Source organism: Rhizobium sp. Root1212 (assembly GCF_001424985.1).
Classification (GTDB): Bacteria; Pseudomonadota; Alphaproteobacteria; order Rhizobiales; family Rhizobiaceae; genus Pararhizobium.
The window spans coordinates 368,351-391,018 of record NZ_LMDA01000012.1 but is presented as its reverse complement, the minus strand read 5'-3'; the positions used below and the strand labels follow the sequence as shown (position 1 = coordinate 391,018).

General features: G+C 61.6%; 26 protein-coding genes. 16 read left to right on the top strand and 10 right to left on the bottom strand.

The window, feature by feature from the left end; translation table 11 throughout:
* The first annotated feature begins 16 nt into the window (after window positions 1-16).
* From ASC86_RS13940 to ASC86_RS13925, 4 genes are all read left to right on the top strand, one after another.
* Window positions 17-913: a LysR family transcriptional regulator VtlR gene (locus tag ASC86_RS13940; protein WP_056321989.1), complete on the top strand. Its 897-nt coding sequence runs from the start codon at window positions 17-19 to the stop codon at window positions 911-913.
* Window positions 914-1,553: 640 nt separating this feature from the next.
* Window positions 1,554-1,847, top strand: coding sequence for a metalloregulator ArsR/SmtB family transcription factor (locus ASC86_RS13935; RefSeq protein WP_056321987.1), 294 nt, complete (start codon window positions 1,554-1,556; stop codon window positions 1,845-1,847).
* Window positions 1,848-1,925: 78 nt separating this feature from the next.
* A complete protein-coding gene (locus ASC86_RS13930) occupies window positions 1,926-3,047 on the top strand; it encodes an alkene reductase (protein WP_056321984.1) in 1,122 nt (373 codons plus the stop codon).
* Between the two features lie 242 nt (window positions 3,048-3,289).
* Window positions 3,290-3,799: a GNAT family N-acetyltransferase gene (locus ASC86_RS13925; RefSeq protein ID WP_056321980.1), complete on the top strand. Its 510-nt coding sequence runs from the start codon at window positions 3,290-3,292 to the stop codon at window positions 3,797-3,799.
* A gap of 4 nt (window positions 3,800-3,803) precedes the next feature.
* Here the strand turns inward: ASC86_RS13925 and ASC86_RS13920 are convergent, their stop codons facing one another.
* Both ASC86_RS13920 and ASC86_RS13915 read right to left on the bottom strand, forming a co-directional pair.
* Window positions 3,804-4,991 carry an MFS transporter gene (locus ASC86_RS13920; RefSeq protein ID WP_056321977.1) on the bottom strand — a complete coding sequence of 396 codons (1,188 nt, stop codon included), beginning with the start codon at window positions 4,989-4,991 and terminating at the stop codon, window positions 3,804-3,806.
* A 199-nt stretch (window positions 4,992-5,190) separates the two neighbouring features.
* The gene (locus ASC86_RS13915) at window positions 5,191-6,393 is read right to left on the bottom strand and encodes a pyridoxal phosphate-dependent aminotransferase (protein ID WP_056321974.1); all 1,203 of its coding nucleotides are present in this window, start codon (window positions 6,391-6,393) and stop codon (window positions 5,191-5,193) included.
* A gap of 176 nt (window positions 6,394-6,569) precedes the next feature.
* Here ASC86_RS13915 and ASC86_RS13910 point away from each other — a divergent pair, with 176 nt between their 5' ends.
* The 6 genes from ASC86_RS13910 to ASC86_RS13885 all read left to right on the top strand — a co-directional run bounded on the left by ASC86_RS13910 (window position 6,570) and on the right by ASC86_RS13885 (window position 12,063).
* Window positions 6,570-6,806, top strand: a complete 237-nt coding sequence (locus tag ASC86_RS13910) for a hypothetical protein (RefSeq protein ID WP_156387046.1) — start codon at window positions 6,570-6,572, stop codon at window positions 6,804-6,806.
* A gap of 26 nt (window positions 6,807-6,832) precedes the next feature.
* On the top strand, window positions 6,833-9,163 hold the full coding sequence (locus ASC86_RS13905; RefSeq protein WP_056321968.1) for a marine proteobacterial sortase target protein: 2,331 nt from the start codon (window positions 6,833-6,835) through the stop codon (window positions 9,161-9,163).
* On the top strand, window positions 9,153-9,839 hold the full coding sequence (locus ASC86_RS13900) for a class GN sortase (RefSeq protein ID WP_056321965.1): 687 nt from the start codon (window positions 9,153-9,155) through the stop codon (window positions 9,837-9,839). Before ASC86_RS13905 ends, ASC86_RS13900 begins: the two co-directional genes overlap by 11 nt.
* Window positions 9,840-9,879: 40 nt before the next feature.
* Window positions 9,880-10,776 (top strand): DMT family transporter, encoded by an 897-nt coding sequence (locus ASC86_RS13895; RefSeq protein ID WP_056321961.1) that lies wholly within the window; start codon window positions 9,880-9,882, stop codon window positions 10,774-10,776.
* 494 nt (window positions 10,777-11,270) lie between these two features.
* Complete coding sequence (locus ASC86_RS13890; protein WP_018326972.1) at window positions 11,271-11,486, top strand: cold-shock protein; 216 nt, start codon at window positions 11,271-11,273, stop codon at window positions 11,484-11,486.
* A gap of 142 nt (window positions 11,487-11,628) precedes the next feature.
* Entirely contained in the window at window positions 11,629-12,063 is a 435-nt protein-coding gene (locus tag ASC86_RS13885) for a BA14K family protein (RefSeq protein WP_056321957.1), read from the top strand.
* Between the two features lie 119 nt (window positions 12,064-12,182).
* Here the strand turns inward: ASC86_RS13885 and ASC86_RS13880 are convergent, their stop codons facing one another.
* Window positions 12,183-12,824 (bottom strand): MBL fold metallo-hydrolase, encoded by a 642-nt coding sequence (locus tag ASC86_RS13880; RefSeq protein ID WP_056322617.1) that lies wholly within the window; start codon window positions 12,822-12,824, stop codon window positions 12,183-12,185.
* 99 nt (window positions 12,825-12,923) lie between these two features.
* The gene (locus tag ASC86_RS26260) at window positions 12,924-13,085 is read right to left on the bottom strand and encodes a hypothetical protein (protein WP_200943814.1); all 162 of its coding nucleotides are present in this window, start codon (window positions 13,083-13,085) and stop codon (window positions 12,924-12,926) included.
* Between the two features lie 256 nt (window positions 13,086-13,341).
* On the opposite strand from ASC86_RS26260, the gene ASC86_RS13875 reads away from it, so the two are divergent.
* Entirely contained in the window at window positions 13,342-13,608 is a 267-nt protein-coding gene (locus ASC86_RS13875) for a hypothetical protein (RefSeq protein ID WP_056321954.1), read from the top strand.
* Window positions 13,609-13,677: 69 nt separating this feature from the next.
* Here ASC86_RS13875 and ASC86_RS13870 read toward each other — a convergent pair whose 3' ends face one another.
* Window positions 13,678-14,568, bottom strand: a complete 891-nt coding sequence (locus ASC86_RS13870; protein ID WP_056321952.1) for a branched-chain amino acid aminotransferase — start codon at window positions 14,566-14,568, stop codon at window positions 13,678-13,680.
* Between the two features lie 273 nt (window positions 14,569-14,841).
* On the opposite strand from ASC86_RS13870, the gene ASC86_RS13865 reads away from it, so the two are divergent.
* The 3 genes from ASC86_RS13865 (at window position 14,842) to ASC86_RS13855 (ending at window position 17,519) form a co-directional block, all read left to right on the top strand.
* Entirely contained in the window at window positions 14,842-15,318 is a 477-nt protein-coding gene (locus ASC86_RS13865; protein WP_056321950.1) for a MarR family transcriptional regulator, read from the top strand.
* 32 nt (window positions 15,319-15,350) lie between these two features.
* Window positions 15,351-16,052 carry a response regulator transcription factor gene (locus ASC86_RS13860; protein WP_056321947.1) on the top strand — a complete coding sequence of 234 codons (702 nt, stop codon included), beginning with the start codon at window positions 15,351-15,353 and terminating at the stop codon, window positions 16,050-16,052.
* A 69-nt stretch (window positions 16,053-16,121) separates the two neighbouring features.
* Complete coding sequence (locus ASC86_RS13855) at window positions 16,122-17,519, top strand: ATP-binding protein (RefSeq protein WP_056321944.1); 1,398 nt, start codon at window positions 16,122-16,124, stop codon at window positions 17,517-17,519.
* Here ASC86_RS13855 and ASC86_RS13850 read toward each other — a convergent pair whose 3' ends face one another.
* From ASC86_RS13850 to ASC86_RS13830, 5 genes are all read right to left on the bottom strand, one after another.
* Complete coding sequence (locus tag ASC86_RS13850; protein ID WP_056321941.1) at window positions 17,520-18,077, bottom strand: protein-tyrosine-phosphatase; 558 nt, start codon at window positions 18,075-18,077, stop codon at window positions 17,520-17,522. It abuts the gene before it with no gap.
* A gap of 9 nt (window positions 18,078-18,086) precedes the next feature.
* The gene (locus ASC86_RS13845; protein ID WP_056321939.1) at window positions 18,087-18,428 is read right to left on the bottom strand and encodes a tRNA-binding protein; all 342 of its coding nucleotides are present in this window, start codon (window positions 18,426-18,428) and stop codon (window positions 18,087-18,089) included.
* Window positions 18,429-18,448: 20 nt separating this feature from the next.
* Complete coding sequence (gene proC / locus ASC86_RS13840; RefSeq protein WP_056321937.1) at window positions 18,449-19,252, bottom strand: pyrroline-5-carboxylate reductase; 804 nt, start codon at window positions 19,250-19,252, stop codon at window positions 18,449-18,451.
* A gap of 7 nt (window positions 19,253-19,259) precedes the next feature.
* Entirely contained in the window at window positions 19,260-19,760 is a 501-nt protein-coding gene (locus tag ASC86_RS13835; protein ID WP_056321932.1) for a YbjN domain-containing protein, read from the bottom strand.
* A gap of 423 nt (window positions 19,761-20,183) precedes the next feature.
* The gene (locus ASC86_RS13830; protein ID WP_056321929.1) at window positions 20,184-20,444 is read right to left on the bottom strand and encodes an accessory factor UbiK family protein; all 261 of its coding nucleotides are present in this window, start codon (window positions 20,442-20,444) and stop codon (window positions 20,184-20,186) included.
* A gap of 219 nt (window positions 20,445-20,663) precedes the next feature.
* Between ASC86_RS13830 and lgt the strand changes: the two genes are divergently transcribed.
* Entirely contained in the window at window positions 20,664-21,482 is an 819-nt protein-coding gene (lgt, locus tag ASC86_RS13825) for a prolipoprotein diacylglyceryl transferase (protein WP_162245008.1), read from the top strand.
* Window positions 21,479-22,573 (top strand): class I SAM-dependent methyltransferase, encoded by a 1,095-nt coding sequence (locus ASC86_RS13820; protein WP_056321924.1) that lies wholly within the window; start codon window positions 21,479-21,481, stop codon window positions 22,571-22,573. Before lgt ends, ASC86_RS13820 begins: the two co-directional genes overlap by 4 nt.
* Window positions 22,574-22,668 lie beyond the last annotated feature (95 nt).

The window sequence follows — 22,668 nt, the reverse complement described above, 5'->3', positions numbered from 1 at the left end:
TATATTGGGGGAAAGCATGCCGCTAGACTGGGATAAACTGCGCATTTTTCATGCAGCGGCGGAGGCAGGTTCCTTCACCCATGCGGCAGACAAGCTGCATCTTTCCCAGTCGGCCATCAGCCGCCAGGTCTCCTCGCTCGAGCAGGATGTCGGCCTGAAGCTTTTTCACCGCCACGCACGCGGCCTAATCCTCACCGAACAGGGCGAAATCCTCTACCGAACCGCCCACGAAGTGCTGATGAAGCTCGAAAGCGTCAAGGTTCAGCTGACCGAGACCACCGACAAGCCGAGCGGCAAGCTGCGCATCACCACCACCGTCGGCCTCGGCCAGGGCTGGCTCACCGACAAGGTGCAGGAGTTCCTGTCGCTCTATCCTGACATGCAGGTGCAGCTGATCCTCGACAACGAGGAGCTGGACGTAAACATGCGCCATGCCGATTGCGCCATCCGCCTGCGCCAGCCGCAACAATCGGACCTCATCCAGCGCAAGCTCTTCACCGTGCACATGCACGTCTATGCCGCGCCGTCCTACATCAACAAGCACGGCGAGCCGCAGTCGATCCAGGATTTGGACAACCACCGCATCATCACCTTCGGCGAACCCGCGCCGAACTACCTGCTCGACGTCAACTGGCTGGAAATCGCCGGCCGCGATGCGGATAATCCCCGCCCCTCGCATCTGCAGATCAACAGCCAGACCTCGATCAAGCGTGCCTGCCTGCTCGGCATCGGCATCGCCATGATGCCGGACTATATCGTCGGCCGCGATCCGGGCCTCATCCAGCTGCCGATCGGCGCCGATATCCCGTCTTTCGATACCTATTTCTGCTATCCGGACGAGATGAAGAACGCCGCCAAGCTTAAAGTCTTCCGCGATTTCATCGTGGCCAAGGCACGAAACTGGAACTTCTGACCGCGATTTTCGCACTGCCGAAAAAACCGGCGAAACGCAAAACCCTAATATCTCTATGATTATTATAGATTTTCGAGAGCGGCGGATTTAACACTCCGCCGCTTTTTGGTTTTTTGCATATTTTTTCCGCAGGGCTGCGCCCAGAACATGGCTGACATGCACATTCAAGGATTGCGAAGCGCCCAAAAAACCAGCATACCGCACCCAGCTGATGCACTTTTGGTGGCTTTTTCCTCCCAGTGCCACCGCAGCAGCTGTTCCCCTCTGGAGGTTTAATTACCTTCATAACTATAAAGGCCCCAAGTTTCTTGTGGGCCTCTTTTTTTGCCTTCTTTCCAGCGGGATAGGTCGATCCACCACCGCCGGCTGCATTTTTTTCGATAGCAGGCATTGAAAATTTGTCGTTAAGCCCCATATTAGTAACAGCTGAGGCACATGGTGGTCTTCTCCTCCCGGTATCCACCGCCGAAGCTGTTCCCCTCTGGAGGTTTTGACCTTCACACCTAGATGGCCCCAACAGAACCGTTGCGGGCCTCTTTTTTTGCCTGCTTTTCCAAAAAAAAAGAATGCCCTTCCTTTAAAATCGGAAAATTCCGATCTATATATCGCTATATCGAGATTTAACGATACAGAGTTTGACATGGACAGGGACGACATCCTCAAGGCGCTCTCGCATCCCATGCGGGTCGAGATTCTGTCTTGGCTGAAGGAGCCGGAAGCACATTTCAAGAGCCAGGAGCATCCGCTGGACATGGGCGTATGCGCCAGCCAGTTCGAGCGCTGCGGCCTCTCCCAGTCCACCGTATCGGCCCATCTCGCCACCCTGCAGCGCGCCGGCCTCGTGACGACGCGTCGTGTCGGACAGTGGATTTTCTACAAACGGAACGAGGAAACCATCAGGGCGTTCCTGAAAGATATCGGCGAGACGCTCTGAGCCCTCGCCGACACTATCCGGCCGCAAAACCGGACCTCCCAAGCACCTCCCTCCCCCACGAACGAAAAGGACTATTCTATGGCTTCCCTTTTTGACCCCATTCAAGTCGGCGATCTCTCGCTCAACAACCGCATCGTCATGGCGCCCCTCACCCGCAACCGCTCGCCGGGCGCCGTGCCGAATGCGCTGAACGTCGCCTATTACGAACAGCGCGCCTCCGCCGGCCTGCTGATCACCGAGGCAACCGCCATTACCCATCAGGGTCAGGGTTACGCCGATGTTCCCGGCCTCTACACCAAGGAAGCGCTGGATGGCTGGAAGAAGGTGACGGGCGCCGTGCATAAGGCCGGCGGCAAGATCGTCGTGCAGATGTGGCATGTGGGCCGTATTTCCCACACCGACCTGCAGCCGAACGGCGGCAAGCCGGTTTCGTCCTCGGCCGTCCGCGCGAAATCCAAGACCTACCTCGTCAATGCCGATGGCACCGGTTCCTTTGCCGAGACCTCGGAGCCGCGTGCGCTTGAGCTTTCCGAAATCCCCGGCATCGTCGAGGATTACCGCAAGGCCGCCCGCGCCGCCATCGAAGCCGGCTTCGACGGCGTGGAAATCCATGCGGCCAACGGCTATCTCATCGACCAGTTCCTGCGCTCCGGCATCAACCAGCGCACCGACCAGTACGGCGGCTCGATCGAAAACCGCGCCCGCTTCCTGTTCGAGGTGGTGGATGCGATCGTCGGAGAAATCGGCGCAGGCCGCACCGGCATCCGCATTTCTCCGGTGACGCCTGCCAACGACGCCAGCGACCCCGATCCGCAGCCGCTCTTTACCCATGTTGTCGAGGGTCTGGCGAAGTACTCGCTCGCCTATGTGCACATCATCGAAGGCGCCACGGGCGGCCCGCGCGATTATCAGCAGGGCGACCAGCCGTTCGATTACCCGGCACTGCGCGCAGCCTATGAAAAGGCCGGCGGCAAGGCCGCATGGATGGTCAACAACGGTTACGACCGTCAAGAAGCCATCGATGCCGTCGAACAAGGCCGCGCCGATCTCGTCGCCTTCGGCAAGCCGTTCATCGCCAATCCCGATCTGGTCGAACGGCTGAAGGAAAACGCTCCGCTCAACACGCCGGATCAGGCCACCTTCTATGGCGGCGGCGCCAAGGGCTATACGGACTATCCGGCGCTCGAAAAGGTCGCCTGATTTCCGATAATCGACGACCAAGGCCGCTCGCGACACCGCGGGCGGCTTTGCCATATTCTGCGCACGACGCGCATTTTCGAAGTGCCGGGCGGGACGGGATCGTATAGAGCAGGCAGGCTAAAGCATGTCGCGCAAAAGTGTGCAGCGGTTTTGCGCGACGACATGCGTCAAAACAAAGACCTAAAGCGCCAAAGCGAATCTGAAAGATCGCGACGCGCTTTAGCCGAGACCGGAGCCTGCCCATGATCATCCGCGACGCGACGCCCGACGACCTGCCGGCGATCCGCGATATCTACAACGATGCCGTCGCCAACACGACGGCGATCTGGAACGAGACGATCGTCGATCTCGAAAACCGCGCCAGATGGTTTTCCGACCGGCAGAAGAGCGGCTATCCGGTGCTGGTCGCGATTGCCGAAGATGGCACGGTCGCCGGCTACGCCTCCTTCGGCGACTGGCGCGCCTTCGACGGCTATCGCCACACCGTCGAGCATTCCGTCTATGTGGAGAAGAACCAGCGCGGCGGCGGCATCGGCAAGGCGCTGATGCTGGCGCTGATCGAACGCGCCGTAGCCCTCGGCAAGCATGTGATGGTGGCGGGCATCGAGGCCGGAAACACCGGCTCCATTCGCCTGCACGAAAAGCTCGGCTTCACGATCACCGGCGAGATGAAGGAAGTCGGCACCAAATTCGGCCGCTGGCTCGATCTCACCTTCATGCAGATCATCCTGCCCGGTTCGGAGCCGACGTAACGGCTCAGGGCCGCCCGGCTTCTCCGGGCGCCCAGCCTTCCCCGGTGCTGTCGAGCGCCCGCCTGATCGGAAGCGCCTTCAGGCAAAACAGCGAAAAGACGATCGGCGGCAGGCAAACGAGGTAGGCGATGCGCATGCCGGCATGCTCCGCGACGAAGCCGAGCAGCGGCGGCGCGAGGAAGAAGACGATGAAGGTCACCTGCCCGAGGGCGGCGACGTTCACATGCGCCGGCCGGTCGGTGCGCTGGGCGGCAGCCGAGATGGTCAGCGGATAAAGAGCGCTGCAGCCCGCTCCGATCGCCGCGAAGCCGATCAGCGCTAGATAGGGGTGCGGCGCAAACGACACGGCGGCAAGGCCGGATGCCGCAAGCAGGGTGAGCGCTGTTGCCACCGTTCGCGCCCCAAAACGATCGACCACCGGATCGGCAAACAGCCGGGCCATCGCCATGCAGAAGGTGAAGAGCGTCAGCCCGAGGCCGCCGACGAACGGCTCGACGGCAAAGACGTCGCGCATATAGATGGCCGACCAGTCGATGCCCGCTCCTTCCGCCAGAAACGCAGCGATGCCGATGATGCAAAGCGGCAGAAGCCCCAGGCTCGGCAGCGCGAACGTCGGCGCTTTCGCATCCGCATGCTGGACGCGGGCCGGCGCAGGTCGGATTCCGGCAATGACAAAACCGCCGATTACAAAGACGGCGATGACGGTGCCCGTCATATGCGCCTGCATCGAGATACCGGCCTGGCGGATGCCCGACGCGATCAGCGCGGTGACGAAGAAGCCGAGACTCCAGAAACCATGGGCGCGGCTCATCATGCCGCGGCTGGCCTGCGCTTCGATGCGGTCGATCTCGACATTGAGGTTGATTTCCAGCGCCCCGCCGAGAAGGCCGGCGCAGAAGAAGCAGGCGAAGACGGCGGGCGCCGCATCGAGCCACGGAATGATGGCGAAGATCGCGGCAATGCCGAGCACGGTGAGAAATGCCGTCGTGCGCACACCGAGCCGCGCAATCAGCGGCGATGAGAGAGTGAGCGAGATCAGCGAGCCGATCGACATGCCGATCAGCGTCAGCCCCAGCTCTGACTTGTCGACGCCGAGCGCCACCTGCAGGTCCGGCATGCGGGCAAAGAGCGCGCCCAGCGTCACGGCGAACAGGAAGAAGCAGGTATAGATACGGTGCTGCGGCGCAAGCATGAAGGGCTCCCAAAGCATCTCCAGCAAGCGCGCGAAGCGCTCGTATGACCGGAAATGCGCAAGAAAAAGGGGGCCAGAGCATTTCTGCGATTCGAAGAAAATGCGCTGGGATCAGCCGCAGCTATAGAAGGAAACCGCCCATAAAAAAACTGCCGGGGGCGATGCCACCGGCAGTTTTCGCTACAAATAACGAGTGCTTTTACTTGCAGGCGGCGCAGAAGCGCTGGATGCGCTTGCAGGCTTCCTCAAGCTGAGCTTCCGAGGTCGCATAGGAAATGCGGAAGTTCGGGCCAAGGCCGAAGGCCGAGCCGTGGACCACGGCGACGCCTTCCGATTCGAGCAACTCGGACACGAAGTCCTCGTCCGTCTCTATGACCTTGCCCGAGGGCGCGGTCTTGCCGATCAGGCCCTTGCACGACGGGTAGACGTAGAAGGCACCTTCCGGCGACGGGCACTCGATGCCCTTGGCCTGATTGAGCATCGAGACGACGAGGTCGCGGCGGCCTTCGAATATCTTCTTGTTTTCCGGGATGAAATCCTGCGTGCCGTTCAGCGCCTCGACGGCAGCCCACTGGGCGATCGAGGTCGCACCCGAGGTCTGCTGGCCCTGGATCATGTCCATGGCCTTGATCAGCGTCAAGGGGCCGGCGGCATAGCCGATACGCCAGCCGGTCATCGCATAGGCCTTGGAAACGCCGTTCATGGTGAGCGTGCGGTCATAGAGCGCCGGCTCGACCTCGACCGGGGTGACGAACTTGAAGTCGCCATAGGTCAGATGCTCGTACATGTCGTCGGTCAGGACCCAGACATGCGGATGGCGCACGAGAACGTCGGTCAGCGCCTTCAGCTCGTCGTGGCTGTAGGCAGCGCCCGAGGGGTTGGACGGCGAGTTGAAGATGAACCACTTGGTCTTCGGCGTAATCGCCTTTTCCAGATCTTCGGCCTTCAGCTTGAACTTGTTTTCCTGGGTGGTCGCCACGAAGACCGGGGTGCCGCCGCACAGCGAGACCATTTCCGGGTAGGAAACCCAGTAAGGCGTCGGGATAACGACTTCATCGCCCGCATTGAGCGTCGCCATGAAGGCGTTGAAAAGAATCTGCTTTCCGCCGGTGCCGACGATCGTCTGTTCCGGCGCGTAGGTCAGGCCGTTTTCGCGCTTGAACTTTTCCGCGATCGCCTTGCGCAGTTCCGGGATACCGGAAACCGGCGTGTACTTCGTCTCACCGCGATTGATGGCGTCGATAGCCGCCTGCTTGATATTGTCGGGCGTATCGAAATCCGGCTCGCCTGCGCCAAGCCCAATCACATCGCGACCCTTGGCTTTCAGCTCACGGGCTTTCTGGGAAACGGCGATGGTGGCGGATGGCTTCACACGGGAAAGAGCGTCGGCAAGAAAGGCCATGATACGGTTGTCCTGATCAAGGTTGAAACGGCATGCGGGCCAGTGGGAGCCTCACGGGGCTCCATAGCGGTTAGCTGTATGTCGAAAGAGAGAGTGGGTTTCAAGGCTAAAGAGCCTGCGAAACCGGCAAAAATCGTTACCATGACAATGTTTCATCGATGGCATCAGCGGCCAAGATGAATCATCTTCTCCGCCTGTCGCGCCAGCCGCCTGAAATGACTCTCGATTTTGTCCCTGCCGGAGCGCGCCGGACCAAGCTGAATCAGACGTTGAAGACCGCCGTTTTATTCAAGAAAAACAGGCGCTTTTCCGCCTTTTCACAAAATCACGATTTCGACACGATAATTGCGCCGGCACGCCGCAATTCAGTCTTCGTGCAGCCGATATCCGGGCCTCTTCTCAAGCAAAGATGAATCTTTTGTAATGGAGGGGTCCTGCAATGTCACTTGACGAACAATTGGCCCGGACACAGCCGAGCCGGGGCACCATGACCCTCGGGCTTGTGCTGGTCTTTGCGGCCCTGAGCCTGAGCTTTCTGATGCTCGCCGGGCTTTTCGCCCGCGCTTTTGCCGAAACGTCGCCGCCGCGGGAAACCGCGCCCGGCCTCGTTCGTCCCAACGACATGGGCACCGGCGCCCTGCTCTTCCCCTCGCCGCAGCCCGGCTATTTCGTCGAAGCGCCACGGCTGGCGACCGATGTCGAGATCGACGTGACGGGACCGATCATGCGCACCCGCGTCACTCAGCGGTTTCAGAACCCGTCCAAGGGATGGGTGGAAGGCACCTATGTCTTCCCGCTGCCGGAGGATTCCGCCGTCGATGTCATGAAGATGCAGATCGGCGAGCGCTTCATCGAAGGCCAGATCAAGCCGCGCGAAGAAGCCCGCCAGATCTACGAGGACGCCAAGGCCGAGGGCAAGAAGACCGCCCTTCTCGAACAGCAGCGGCCGAACATCTTCACCAACCAGGTCGCCAATATCGGCCCCGGCGAAACCATCGTCGTGCAGATCGAATATCAGAGCAGCGTGCACCAGTCGGGCGGCGAGTTTTCCTTCCGCTTCCCGATGGTCGTCGCGCCCCGCTACAATCCGCAGCCGATCGTCCAGACCGTCGATCTCGGCTCGACCGGCTATGCCGTCGGCGATCCCGTGCCTGATCGCGACAAGATCGAGGCTCCGGTTCTCGATCCGAAGAAGAATGCCAGGATCAATCCGGTCAAGCTTTCGGTGAAACTCGATGCCGGCTTCCCGATCGGCACGCTTGCCTCACCCTTCCATGACATCGACGTCAAGGAAGACGGCAATGCCGGCCGGCTGATCACCCTCAAGGCCGACAGCGTGCCCGCCGACCGCGATTTCGAACTCAACTGGAAGGCCGTCGCCGGCAAGACGCCGCAGGCTGGCCTGTTCCGCGAGACTATTGACGGGAAGACCTACCTGCTCGGCTTCGTCACGCCACCGACTGAGGCCGGCGCCAACGAGGAAAAGCCGCATCGCGAAGTGATCTTCGTCATCGACAATTCCGGCTCCATGTCCGGCACCTCGATCGAGCAGGCGAAGGAAAGCCTCGCACTCGCCATCTCCCGCCTCGGTCCCGACGACAAATTCAACGTCATCCGATTCGACGACACCATGACCGTCTATTTCCCGAGCCCGGTTTCGGCCACGCCCGACAAGCGGGAGCAGGCGATCGCCTATGTCCGTGGCCTGACCGCCGATGGCGGCACGGAAATGCTGCCGGCGCTGCAGGCGGCCCTTTCCGCCCAAGGCCCAGTCGCCAAGGATGCCCTGCGGCAGGTCGTATTCCTCACCGATGGCGCAATCGGCAACGAAGCGCAGCTTTTCGAGGAGATATCAGGCAATCGAGGTGATGCCCGCGTCTTCACGGTCGGCATCGGCTCGGCGCCCAATAGCCACTTCATGACCAAGGCCGCAGAAATCGGTCGCGGCACCTTCACCCTGATCGGCTCGGAAGACCAGATCGCAGCCCGCATGGGCGAACTCTTCGCCAAGCTCGAAAACCCTGCCATGACAAACATCTCCGCCGATTTCGACGAGAAATCCGTGCGCGATATCTCGCCGAACCCGATGCCCGACCTCTATCGTGGCGAACCGGTGGTGCTGACGGCCGTGCTCGACGGCACGTCACCGAAGGGCATGGTGCGCATCTCCGGCGACGCCGGCCGCCAGCCCTGGCAGATCGCCATGGATGTCGCCAAGGCCTCCGAAGGCAAGGGCATCGCCAAGCTCTGGGCACGCCGTCAGATCGATGACATCGAGGCATCAGCCTATACCGCCGGCAACCCGGCCGACGTCGACAAGAAGATCGAGGAAGTGGCGATCGCCCACCATCTCGTCTCGCGCGTCACCAGCCTCGTTGCCGTCGACGTGACGCCCTCGCGCCCGAACGGTGAACCGCTGGGATCGGCCAAGGTGCCGCTCAACCTGCCGGCAGGCTGGGATTTCGACAAGGTCCTTGGCGAGGAAGGCTCGGGCGGAAACGCCAAGCATGCCGCGGCAGCGCCCTCCCCGGAAGCGGAGATGGTCGCCGACATGATGGCCGCCGCCCCGACCGCCCGCGCCGCCAGCATGATCGCGCAAGCCGCCAAGCCCGTCGCCTTGCCGCAGACCGCGACCCTTGCCGACCGGCATATCCTGATCGGCCTTTTGTTGATGGCCATCGCCGCCATGGCCTCGATCGCCTTCGGCATCTGGCGCTGGCAGATGCAGGGCCTCGCAACCGCCAATGCCGGAAGCCGCTATGAACCGTGAAGCCCCCAGGGAAAGGCGCGCCGGATTTCTGGCGCGCCTCAGTGCCGGCGAAACCGTCGTTCTGGCGATCATCACCATGATCGCCCTTGCCGGAGCCCTGCTCGTCGGCAAGGGCCTCTATATGAAGGCCAAGGCGGAGCTGTCGCAGGTTCTGCTCCAGCGCAGCTTCGCCGCCGAACTGAGCGGCGAGACCGGCGCCAAACCCTGGCCCTGGGCCGATTTCACCACCGAAGCGGAAATCACCGCCCCGCGCCTCGGCGAGACCGCCGTGGTGCTGGCCGGCGCCAGTGGCGAGGCGCTGGCCTTCGGCCCCGCCCATCTTTCCAACACGCCGCAGCCGGGCGACAGCGGCACGGCTGTCATCGCCGCCCACCGCGATACCCATTTCCGCTGGCTGAAGGATGTGAAGCCCGGCGATCTCCTCGTCGTCACCCGCAAGGACGGCCGCCGCCTCGCCTTTCGCGCCGGCGAGGGCCGCGTCGCCCGCTGGGATGAGAGCGGCATCGATGCGGACGCCGCCGGCCACAATCTCGCGCTCGCCACCTGCTGGCCGTTCGATGCGACGACACGCGGCCCGATGCGCTACATCGTGACGGCCGAACTGATCGACGCCGAAGGGCGCTCGACCGCAGAAACCCACGATATCCGCCTACTTGCCGAGAAAAACGGCAGCTGATACCTGACGGCTTCCATACACGCCGTCAGGACTTTTCATCGTGAACCGCATTCAGGCCAATCTTCTCCTTCTCCTGTCCGGCGCCATCTGGGGCGCGGGCTTCGTCGCGCAATCGACGGCGATGGAGGAGGTCGATCCCCTGTGGTTCACGGCGATGAAGTTCGGACTGGCCGCGCTGGTCGTCGCGCCTCTTGCCTTTTTCGAGACCCGCAAGGCGGAGGCTCCCCTGCCGAAGGCCAGCATACGCAACTTCATGCTGATCGGCGTCGCCCTGTTTTTCGGCGCCATTACGCAGCAGTTGGGGCTCCTGACCACGACCGTCACCAATTCCGGCTTCCTGACCGGCCTTTATGTCGTCTTCGTTCCGCTGCTCACGGTCGTCTTCCTGCGCCGCAGGCCACACTGGATCATCTGGCCGGCAGCGGCCATGGCGCTTTTCGGTATCTTCCTCCTGAGCGGCGGCTCGCTCGCCGGCCTCAACGACGGCGATATGCTGACCATTCTCAGCGCCGTCTTCTGGGCGATCCAGATGATGCTTGTCGGCATCTTCGCCGGCAGCACCGGCCGGCCGATGATGCTGTCGCTGGTGCAGTTTGCCGTCTGCTCCGTCACCAGCGCAGCTGTTGCCCTGTTCCTGGAGCCGCTCAGTCTCGCGGCGATCAACAATGCCCTGCCGGAAATCCTCTATGCCGGCATCCTGTCGAGCGGCGTCGCCTTTACCTGCCAGGTTGTCGGCCAGCGCTATACGACGGCACCGCAGGCCGCCATCTTCCTATCGAGCGAGGCGCTGTTTGCCGCCCTCTTCGGCATGGTGCTGCTCGGCGAAACCATCACCCCCCTCGGCTATGTCGGCTGCGGCATCATTTTTGCCGCCATGCTGCTGGTGGAACTGGTGCCGGAACTGACCAAGCGCAAAACAGGTCACGCCGCCGCCTGATGGCCTTGTCCCGAAACGGAACAGGAAACCGCAAACTTAACGTCCCGTTCATGGATCGGCGGCGAAAATGCAAGCTTTGCGCCGCAGCAAAAACTGCGACATTTTCTGACAGGACCGCCTAAAATTTTCTCACAAATTCGCAAAAATAAGCGATTTCAATAGTTTGCGATGCAATTGCGAAAAGTTCGGTTTTTTCGGCAATTGATCGCTTTTTGCCCAAAGTGAAAGACCGAACTTGTTTCAAGAAACTTTTGCTTGCCAATTCGAAATAAACACAGCAATCTTATTGCGTTCGGGCAATTTACGGACATGGGAAGACCTTGAATAAAGAGCGCCGGAGACGCTAAAAGTTCCGGGCAGTCAGCCGAGAGGAGACTGACTGGCTGTATTGACAGGTCCCTTCATACCCCGTCGAGAACTGCCTGCCCCAACGCCCCTAGGGCAAACATCGTAATGCTGCCCGCCGCTTCGGGCAGAGAAAAAGGACCTGACGCATGGCCGAAACTGGCATTGTTAAATTCTTCAACACCGATAAGGGCTTTGGTTTCATCAAGCCTGACAACGGTGGGGCGGATATCTTCGTGCATATCTCCGCCGTACAGGCTTCCGGCCTGAACGGACTGTCTGAAAACCAGAAAGTCAGCTTCGACACGGAACCGGATCGCCGCGGCAAGGGCCCCAAGGCGGTCAATCTGCAGATCTCCGGCTGATCACCGGATCTCTGTATCGATTCACGTTGAAGCCCGGCATTGTTGCCGGGTTTTTTTATTCAGGCTGCGTTCAGGCTCGTGGTCATAGTCTCGTTTCATCAGAAGGCCGGACGACTTCCGGTCGATGAACGGGACGAAAACCATGAAGAACATGATCAAAGCTGCTGTGCTTGGCCTTGCAACCCTCGCGACCGTGTTGCCGGCCCTGGCGCCTGCCCATGCCGGCGATTGGGATCGCCGCTACTATCGCCGTGACTACGGCCATCATCACAGCAACAGCGATGCCTGGGCGCTGGGCGCAGCCGGCCTTGCGACCGGCTTGATCGTCGGCGGCGCCATCGCCAGCCAGCCGCGTTATCAGGAGCGCGTCTATATCGACCCGCCGGCGGACGATTACTATCAGCCCGCCCCGGTCTATCGCCGCCCGCGCCCGGTCGTGGTTGACAGCGGCTACAGCTACGAACCCTGGACTCCCGGCTGGTACGACTACTGCTCGCGCCGCTATCGTTCGTTCAATTCCCGCACCGGCACCTTCCGCGGTTATGACGGCCGCGAGTATTTCTGCCAGGCCGGCTAAGAGCAATTTGGAAAAGTAAGTAGCGGTTTTGCGTCCGGAATTGCGCAGCAACGAACTCCGGTTGAACCCAGCGAAAAGGCCCGCTCCGTGCATCGGAGCGGGCCTTTTTTGTGTGACGCTTAAAGTCCGCGCAGATAAGGATTGGTGCGGCGCTCCTCGCCAATCTGGCCGCCGGGGCCATGGCCGCAGATGAAGCCGACGCTGTCGCCGAGCGGCAAGATCTTGTCGCGGATCGAATCGAGCAATTGCTGGTGATTGCCGCCGGGCAGATCGGTGCGGCCGATCGAACCGTGAAACAGCACGTCGCCGACATGGGCGAAACCCTGCGCGCGGTTGAAATAAACCACGTGGCCGGGCGCATGGCCGGGGCAATGAAGCACCTCGAACACGTGGTCGCCGAAGGAAACGGTATCGCCGTCTTCCAGCCAGCGGTCCGGCACCACATTCTCGACTTTCATGGCAAGGCCGAAGCGTTCCGCCTGGCTTTCCAGCTTTTCGAGCAATGGCAGGTCGCCCTTGTGCGGGCCGATGATATCGAGGCCGAGCGCCTGCTTCAGTTCCTTGGCCCCGCCGGCGTGGTCGATATGGCCATGGGTCAGCCAGATCGCCTTCAGGGTGATGCCGTTTTCCCTGATCGTCTGGAGGATCACATCGACATCCCCGCCGGGATCGACGATCACGCCCTCCTTGGTATCGGCGTCGAACAGCACCGTGCAATTTTGCTGGAAATGGGTAACCGGTATGATGCCTGCCTGTAACATGCTCGCCTCGTTCTCAAACGCTTTGCCCCGCATATAGGCGTAAGCAACGCAGAAGAAAACCGGGAGTCTGGTCTTGCGGCCGGCCGCCACTGGGAAAGATCAGCGGAGTTCGGCGAATTCTACCGGAGGGATCGAAGCCTGCAGGTTCACCGTGGTCAAGAGCAGCGCCGCAACGGCGAGCTTTGCGGCAACGACGGTGATCACGACCGGCCGCAACTGGCGGGAGGCGGAAAGTTGGACGGAAGCGGATTCGGAAGGCATGGTGCGGGTCCTTTCTTTGCACAATAAATGCCGGATGGCCATAAAGGTTCCTGAAAACGAAACGATCCCAGTATTTTAGCTTTCGCAAAAATTCTCAGTTCCAAAAGGAACAGCGCGGAGGCCGCGACACCGGCCTAAGCCGAAGGTTGAAAATTGACTCCGACACACTTTGGCTGCACCTTCTCAGGGCCGAATGGACGGCACTGCGCCCGTGGGAGGGGAGCTTGCTCACGGGCCAAACATGGGAGCAACTTGCATGGAAGCACTTTTGCCTATCCTGACTCAGCTGATCGCCGGTGCCGCCGGTGGCAATGCGGCGGGCGCCGCCCTCAAGCAGCAGGGCCTCAGCGTCATCGCCCGCACCATCGTCGGCGCTATCGGCGGGCTTGGCGGCGGCTTTCTCATTCAGATGGTTGGCGGTGAAGTGGCAGCGGCCGGGCTTGTTGCCCAGGCCATCGGCGGCCTCGTCGGCGGCGGCGTGCTGACCGGCCTTGCCGGCGCAGTCCTCGGAAAGCGGGCCTGACCGTCAGAGCCCCAATAAAACAGAAAGGCGGCCCCGAAGGCCGCCTTTCGTCAAAGCAGAAAAGAGAGCTTATTCGGCAGCCGCGGCAGCCGGATAGACTTCCTTCATATAGTCGTTCATCAGCGTTTCCGAGATCGTCGACGGCGTGAAGCGATAGGGGCCGATTTCCGAAACCGGCGTCACTTCGGCGGCCGAACCCGTCAGGAAGCATTCGGAGAAATCCGACAACTCTTCCGGCATGATCACCCGCTCGACCACCTGATAGCCGCGACGCTTGGCAAGCTCGATCACAGTCTGGCGGGTGATGCCGTTCAGGAAGCAATCCGGCACCGGCGTATGAATGACGCCGTCCTTGACGAAGAAGATGTTGGCGCCGGTGGCTTCGGCGACCTGGCCGCGATAGTCCAGCATCATCGCATCGGCGTAGCCCTTGGCTTCGGCGGCATGCTTGGAGATGGTGCAGATCATGTAGAGACCGGCAGCCTTGGAGGCGCAAGGCGCAGTCTTCGGATCGGGCCGGCGGTATTCCGCGATATCGAGGCGGATGCCCTTCAGCTTTTCGGCCGGGTTGAAGTAGCTGCCCCACTGCCAGATGGCGATGGCGACATTAATGCGGTTGTGCTGAGCCGAAACGCCCATCATTTCCGAGCCACGCCAGGCGATCGGCCGGACGTAGGCATCGGCAAAGCCCTGCCGCTTCAGAAGTTCGATCGTCGCGGCATCCAGTTCCTCGACGCTGTAGGGAACCTTGAAGCCGAGGATTTCGGCTGACTTGTGCAGGCGCTGATTGTGCTCCGTCAGCTTGAAGATGCGGCCACCATAGGCGCGCTCGCCCTCGAAGACGGCGCTCGCATAATGAAGCCCGTGGGTCAGAACAAGGATCTTGGCGTCCTTCCAATCGACAAACTCACCGTTGAACCAGATCTGACCGTCCATCTGATCGAAGGGAACTCCTGCCATGCTTTTATCCTCCGGCGCGCAGCGCCATGTCCTTGCGTTTTCGACGTCTCCACCCCGCCTGTGCGACGGCAAATTGTGGAGGGGAATGAACTTACGTGAATTTGGATTGGCGATCCGGCCGCCACCGCCTACATTCCACTGATGGCGCTGGCGTCGGTTATTTCGCCTTCTCTGAGGAAGAGGCTTACCAACAGCGGAAAAATATGTCAATAAAGCTGACATATTTTTCCGAAAATTGCCGGAAGGCGCATCCGAGCGAAAGGAAATGACTGCGTGGCAGGAACGTCGAACCAAAACAGCGCGGCGATAGAGGCTCATGAAGACCAGCACGGCCTGGATTATGAACTCATCGAGCTGCTTTTCTTCGCCTATCGCGATTTCACCTCCGATCCCGATGTCATTCTGGAAAAGCGCGGTTTCGGGCGCGCCCACCATCGCGTGTTGCATTTCGTCGATCGCGAGCCGGGCATGACGGTGGCAGACCTTTTGGATACGCTGAAGATCACCAAACAGAGCCTGGCGCGGGTGCTGAAGCAGCTGATCGATAGCGGCTATATCCACCAGATCGCCGGGCCTGAGGATCGCCGCCAGCGCAAGCTCTATACGACGAAGGACGGCAAGGCGCTGGCGCGGGCCTTGGCGGAGCCACAGTCACGGCGCATAGCCGACGCAATCGCCCGCAGCGGCCCCGGCGCAAGGGATGTCGTGACCCGCTTTCTGGCAGGCATGAAGAACGCTGCGGAAGACTGAGCCTCGGGCACTAAAGGCCGGATACAGGACCCATGACGAAGACACCGAACATTCCCGATGATGCCCCGCATCTGCTTGTGGTCGATGACGACCGCCGCATCCGCGAGCTTCTGAACCGCTATCTGATGGACCAGGGTTTCCGCGTCACCACGGCCGCCGATGCCGGCGAAGCCCGCCGCCGTCTCGAAGGCGTCGATTTCGATCTCCTGATCGTCGACGTGATGATGCCGGGAGAGACCGGCATTTCGCTCACGCAAGGATTGCGCAAGATCAAGACCGTGCCGATCATCATGCTGACGGCGCTCGCCGAGGCCAATGCCCGCATCGAGGGGCTGGAGGCCGGCGCCGACGACTACCTGCCGAAACCCTTCGATCCGCGCGAGCTGGTGCTGCGCATCAACAACATCCTGCGCCGCAATGCCCCGGCCCAACAGCCGAAGGTCGAGCAGGTCATCTTCGGCCCCTTCACCTTCTCCGTGGTGCGCAAGGAACTGCGCCGCGGCGCCGATCACATCCGGCTTACCGACCGCGAGCAGGAGATCATGATGCTGTTTTCGCAGCGCCCCGGCGAGACGATCCCCCGCCACGAGCTGGTGAGCGACGACGCCGAAGTCGGCGAGCGCACCATCGATGTGCAGATCAACCGCCTGCGCCGCAAGATCGAAGACGACCCCTCCAATCCGATCTACCTGCAGACCGTGCGCGGCATCGGCTACCGGCTGAGCGTAGACTGACGTTTGCCGGGGAAAAGCGGGAACCGGTTTTCCCGAAAGGAAAAACCAAGACAAGGAATCTAGAGGCCCATGGCAAGCCTGGACAGCATGTGGCGCGGCCTGAAGATCAAGCGGCGGCGCAGCGTAAACCGAAACAGCGCCTGGGGCCGCTTCGCGCTCTGGCTGCGCCGCCGCCTGCCGATGGGCCTTTATGCCCGCTCGTTGCTGATCGTCATCATTCCGATGGTACTGCTGCAGTCCGTGGTCGCGTTCGTCTTCATGGAGCGCCACTGGCAGCTGGTGACCCAGCGTCTCTCCTCGGCCGTGACCGCCGATATCGCCGCGATCATCGACCTCATCGACAAGGTGCCGCCGGAGGAGGTGGGCGATGTCATCCGCATCGCCCGCGAGCGGCTGAACCTCAACGTTTCGATCGAGGCCGGCGGCGAACTGCCGGCGCCACGGCCGAAGCCCTTCTTCGAAATTCTCGACCAGATTCTGAGCGAGGAGATTTCCGACCAGATCCGCCGGCCCTTCTGGATCGATACCGTCGGCAATTCCTCGATCGTCGAAATCCGCATCAAGATCGACGGCGACCGCATCCTGCGGGTCTTTGCCCGCCGCAGCCAGGCTTACGCCTCCAACACGCATATCTTCATCGTCTGGATGGTTGGCGCCTCGCTGGTGCTGCTTGCCATCGCCATCCTTTTCCTGCGCGGCCAGATCCGGCCGATCCTGGCGCTGGCGCATGCGGCCGAAAGTTTCGGCAAGGGGCAGAAGATCGATGATTTCTCGCCGCGCGGGGCGGAGGAAATCCGCCGCGCCGGCCTCGCCTTCATCCAGATGCGCGAGCGCATCGAGCGCCAGATCGAGCAGCGCACCGCCATGCTCACCGGCGTCAGCCACGACCTGCGCACCATCCTCACCCGCTTCAAGCTGCAGCTGGCGCTATCCCACGATCATCCCGATTTCGACAGTCTCAACCAGGATGTCGAGGACATGCAGAGCATGCTCGAAGGCTACCTCGCCTTCGCCCGCGGCGAGGCGGAAGAGGATGTCGGCGACCTGAAACTGTCGGACCTGATGACCCGCATGGAGGCGGAAGCAGAGCTGCATGGCAAGGCGCTGACCGTGGCCATCGAGGGCGAAGACGATATCCGCGTGCGCCCCAATGCCTTCACACGGCTGGTCGCCAATATCGTCTCCAATGCCTACCGCTATGCGAAGACGGTGAACATCGACGCCCGGCACAGCGCAAAATGGCTGACGATCACGGTGGACGATGACGGCCCCGGCGTTCCCGAAGCCTCACGCGAGGATGTGTTCAAGCCGTTCTTCCGGCTGGACGAGGCGCGTAATCTCGACAGTTCCGGCACAGGGCTCGGCCTTGCCATTGCGCTGGATATCGCCCGCAGCCATGGCGGCAATATCACGCTCGCCGACAGCCCGCTCGGCGGCCTGCGTGTCGTGATACGGGTTCCGGCATAATCAGCGCTGATAGAGCGCCGTCAGGCCACGGTGATCGTTGAAACGATGCCAGGCATCGATGCGCCTCGGATGGCGTTCGCGCATCGCGTCGAGCGGCGCCAGCATGCGGCCGTCGCGCCCCCAGTGATGATCAAAGATTTCGACGATGCGGCGATTGGGCCAAGGCTTGTTGACGATGGTCAGCAACGCCTCGAAGGCCTCGGTCTCCCGCCCTGCCCCGAAACGGTCGGCAAGGATGCCGTAGGCAAAGGCCGTGGAGCGGCTGACGCCGGCATGGCAATGCACGAGGATGCGGCTCGCCTCGGTATCCAGCTCACCGTTCAGCCGGTCGAACAACGCAATGATGGCCGCCGGAAAATGCTCCGTCGCGACGGCATTTTCCTGATCGCGCAGGCGCGAGACGTGATGCGTCACGCCGGAAATGCGCGGCACCAGCTCTTCCGCCAGTTCCGGATCGAGCAGCGAGACGACATGCGTCGCGTGCCACTCCCCGGCAACCTTCGCGGCATCGCGCAGGCAGGAGACCCTGAGGAAACGGGAAACGGCGGCGGCATCCATTACGACAACCTACATCAGCTTCTTGCCGTTCGGCACCGGCTTGTCGGTGGCGGAAAGCACGATAGCGCCGGCTTCGTCTTCGAAACCAAGCGTCAGCACTTCCGAGCGGACCGGCCCGATCTGGCGCGGCGGGAAATTGACAACGCCGAGCACCTGCCGGCCGACGAGGCTTTCCGGCGTATAATGCACCGTGATCTGCGCCGAGGATTTCTTCAGCCCGATCTCCGGTCCGAAATCGATCACCAGCTTGATGGCCGGCTTGCGCGCTTCCGGGAAAGGCGAGGCTTCGACGATGGTGCCGACACGGATATCGACACGCTCGAAATCGGCAAAGGTGATGGTCTCGTTCATCAGCGTTCCAGGGAAAAATATCAGCCGGCGAGTTCTTCGGCCCGCTTGCGGGCGGCGGCGATTGCCTTGTCGAACAAAGGCTGCATGCCGTCTTCGGCCATGAGGATGGAAAGGGCGGCCGCCGTCGTGCCGCCGGGCGAGGTCACGTTCTGGCGCAGCTTCGCGGCCTCGTCGGGGGACTGGTGGAGAAGTTCACCAGCCCCCGCAACGGTTTCCCGCGCGAGCCGCATGGCGAGGTCCGCCTGAAGGCCAGCCTTGCGGCCAGCCTCCGCCATGCACTCGACGAGGTAGAAGACATAAGCGGGGCCGCTGCCGGAAACCGCCGTCACAGCATCGATATCGGCTTCGGTTTCGACCCATTCGACCGGGCCGCTGACCTTGAGGAGATCGTGCACGATGGCGCGCTTCTCGGCCGAAACGCGGCTGTTGGCAAAAGCGCCGGTGACGCCGCGGCCGATCATCGCCGGCGTGTTCGGCATGGCGCGCACCATCGCGGCCTCGCCAAGGCGCGCGGCCATGAAGGCAAGCGTCGTGCCGGCCGCGACCGAGACAACCACCGTTTCCGGGCCGACGAGCGATTTGAGCGGCGGCAACACAACGTCCATCATCTGCGGCTTCACCGCGAGGAACAATACGCCGGCTTTCATGCCTTCGGGCGCCGACGTGACATGGGTTGCACCGTTGTCGGAAATCAGCTTCGCCATGGTCGGCGACGGGCCAGGATCGATGACGGTGACGTCGCTGCCCTTGATGCCGCTTTTCAGCCAGCCGGACAGCATCGCGCCGCCCATGTTGCCAGCACCGATCAGAACGATAGACGTCATATTTTCCTCAAGCCTCGCCAACGGTTTCGAACATCACGGCCTCGACGGCCCGGTGGGCGTCGACGCCCGACCACACGACGAACTGAAACGCCTGGAAATAGGATTCGCATGCTTCGAGCGCGCTCGACAACAGCACTTCCACCTGCTGGTTGGTCGGCTCCGCGCCGCCGGCAAGCAGCAGCGACTGGCGGAAGATCACCACGTCTTCCTGTCGCCACAGGTCGAAATGCCCCATCAGCACCTGGCCGTTGATATGGGAGAGAAGCCGGATGACTTCGTTGACGCGGCTTTCGGGAACCTTGATGTCGAAGGCGCAAGCGAGATGCAGCGCCTCGAACTCTTCCATCCACGAAAACGAGACGTGGTAATCGGTCCATTTGCCCGCGACCGTCATGGCGATTTCGTCTTCGCCAGAACGCTCGAAGCACCAGTCGTTGTTGGCAGCGACAAACTCGATCATGTCGACCGGGTTGGATTGCCGCTCAAGGTCCAATTCCATCAGGCTCATATGTCACCCTAAAAGTCCCGATGCAGACATGCGTCGTCGTGCTCACACACGACAGCGGCAAACTCAAACACCGGAAACGAACACTATGATTGCTGGATACACGCCCATCCTGGCTTACTCACCCTGCCCGGAGCTTGCGTGATCCGTTTCGAATCATCATTTAAAATCAGTGTATAACGGCGGAGTCTGCATGCCAGCCCCCGGAACCGAAAATAGGCGATCGCGGTTGTGGAAAGAACCTTTGAAACAGATTCAGCCCAGGTTCTTAAACGACTCTGCCGTAAGCATTTTTTGGCAGTGTCCACAGGGGTAAAAAATTTATGAAAAAAGTCGCCGGAAGCCCCTCCCGGCGACTGTGGAAATACGCAAGTGTCGCGAAACGAAACAGGGCGGCTCGATATGCCCACCCGGCGCGGCCGAATCCTACTTGCCGGCAGCATCCAAGCGCGCCTCGAGGGCGGCGATCCGGGCGGTCAGTGCGTCGTTTTCCTCGCGCGCCTTCAGCGCCATCTCGCGCACCGCCTCGAACTCCTCGCGCTTGACGATATCCATCGAGTTCAGGAGCTTTTCGCCCTGCGCCCGAAACACCGTTTCCATTTCCCGCCGAACACCCTGAGCGGCCCCGGCCGCATCCGTCATCAGCTTGGCGAATTCGTCCAGAATACGGTTCGTGCCCGTGGTCATTGTCTTGATCTCCGATTTCGTCGCCGCCCATTTATGATGGCGGCCTCGGAAAGGAGGTAGGAGCAGCCGGCACCCGATGCAAGGAAAAATAACAAGTGAATGTTTGCGTTCCGTGATCGGCGAGCGCCTTGACCCTGCCGGGTTGCAAGGCCATGGTCCGCGGAAAGACAGGCAGGAGAAAGCCAAGACTTGGAAACGATAGCGACTTTTCTCGCCATCATGCCCTTCCCCGAGATCGATCCCGTTCTCGTGACGATCGGCCCGTTGCAGATTCACTGGTATGGACTTGCCTATGTCGCGGGTATTCTCGTCGGCTGGCAATATGCCCGCCGGCTGGTGCGCAACACGGCGCTGTGGCGAAACGGCGAGCCGGCCATGACCGAAACCCAGCTCGACGATTTTCTGCTGTGGGTGGCCGCCGGTATCGTCGGCGGCGGCCGCATCGGCTATATTCTGTTCTACGACTTGCCGAGCGTGCTGGCGAACCCGGTGCGCGCCTTCGAGATATGGAACGGCGGCATGTCCTTCCATGGCGGGCTTCTCGGCACGATGATCGCCATGATGATTTTCGCCAAGCGCCGGAATATCGCCATGTGGAGCCTGTTCGACATCGTTTCGGCCGTGGTGCCGATCGGCCTGTTCTTCGGCCGCATCGCCAATTTCATCAATGGCGAGCTGTGGGGCCGGCTTTCTTCCATGCCATGGGCGGTCGAGTTTCCGCCCGGCAGCGGCCTCGCCTATCATCCGAGCCAGCTTTACGAAGCCTCCCTCGAAGGCATCGTCCTGCTTCTTGTCCTGACCTACCTGATCTATCGCCATCTGGCGCTGAAGACCCCCGGCCTCGTCTGCGGCGTCTTCGTGCTCGGTTATGCGACCGCCCGCATCATCGTCGAATTCTTCCGTCAGCCGGATGCGCAGATCGGCTATCTCGCCGGCGACTGGCTGACCATGGGCATGGTGCTGTCGACGCCGATGGCGCTCGCCGGCCTCTGGGCGATCCTGCGGGCGCGCAGCGCGGCAGCAAAGGCAGCGCCATGAGCACGCCGCTTGGAGAAAAGATCAAGAACCTGATCGCCGCCCACGGCCCGATCAGCGTCACCGACTATTTCTCGCTCTGCCTGGCCGACCCGCAATACGGCTATTACCGCACCCGCGAGCCCTTCGGCAGCGCCGGCGATTTCACCACCGCACCCGAGATCAGTCAGCTGTTCGGCGAGATGATCGGCATCTTCCTCGTGCAGGCCTGGCAGCGCCATGGCGAGCCGAACCCGGTGCATATCGCCGAAATCGGCCCTGGCCGCGGCACGATGATGGCCGATATCCTGCGCGTCATCTCCAAGCTTTCGCCCACCCTCTATGAGGCCGCGAGCTTCCACCTGATCGAAACCAGCGAGCGACTGCAGAAGGTGCAGAGCCAGACGCTGGTCGCCCACAAGTTCAAGATCACCTGGCACGAAAGCTTCGACACGCTGCCGGAGGGCTTCCTGCTTCTAGCCGCCAACGAACTGTTCGACGCGATCCCGATCCGCCAGTTCGTCAAGACACCGCAAGGGTTTCGCGAGCGAATGGTCGGGCTCGATGCGGATGGCGAACTGACGTTTGCCGCCGGTGTTGCCGGCCTCGATCCCGCCCTTCTGCCGCAACCGGCAAGCGAGGCTCCCCTCGGCACGCTTTTCGAGGTGGCCCCGGCCCGCGATGCGGTCATGGCGGCGCTCGCATCGCGCATCCGCGCAAGCGACGGCACCGCTGTCATCATCGACTACGGCCACCTCGCGACAGCCTACGGCGATACCTTGCAGGCCGTTCGCGAGCACCAGTTCGATCCGCCGCTGAAACATCCCGGCGAAGCCGATATCACCAGCCATGTCGATTTCGAGCAGCTTGCCCGGCGCGCCGCCGCCGAGGGCCTGCAGATCAACGGCCTGACCTACCAGGGCGATTTCCTCGTCGGCCTCGGCCTGATCGAGCGGGCCTCAGCGCTCGGGAACGGAAAGGACGCCATCACCCAGGAAAGCATCCGCATGGATGTCGAGCGACTGGCTGGCAGCGGCGAAGGCAAGATGGGCGAACTGTTCAAGGTGCTCGTCGTCAGCAGCCCGGCGGTCGCTCTTCCCCCGTTCCAGCGCTGAAACTGCAAGAAAGCGGTGATTGACAGGATGAAACCGGGAAGCCAACATCGCGCCAAATCAATCCGGTTCGCCGCCGCAAATCCCCGATAATCGAC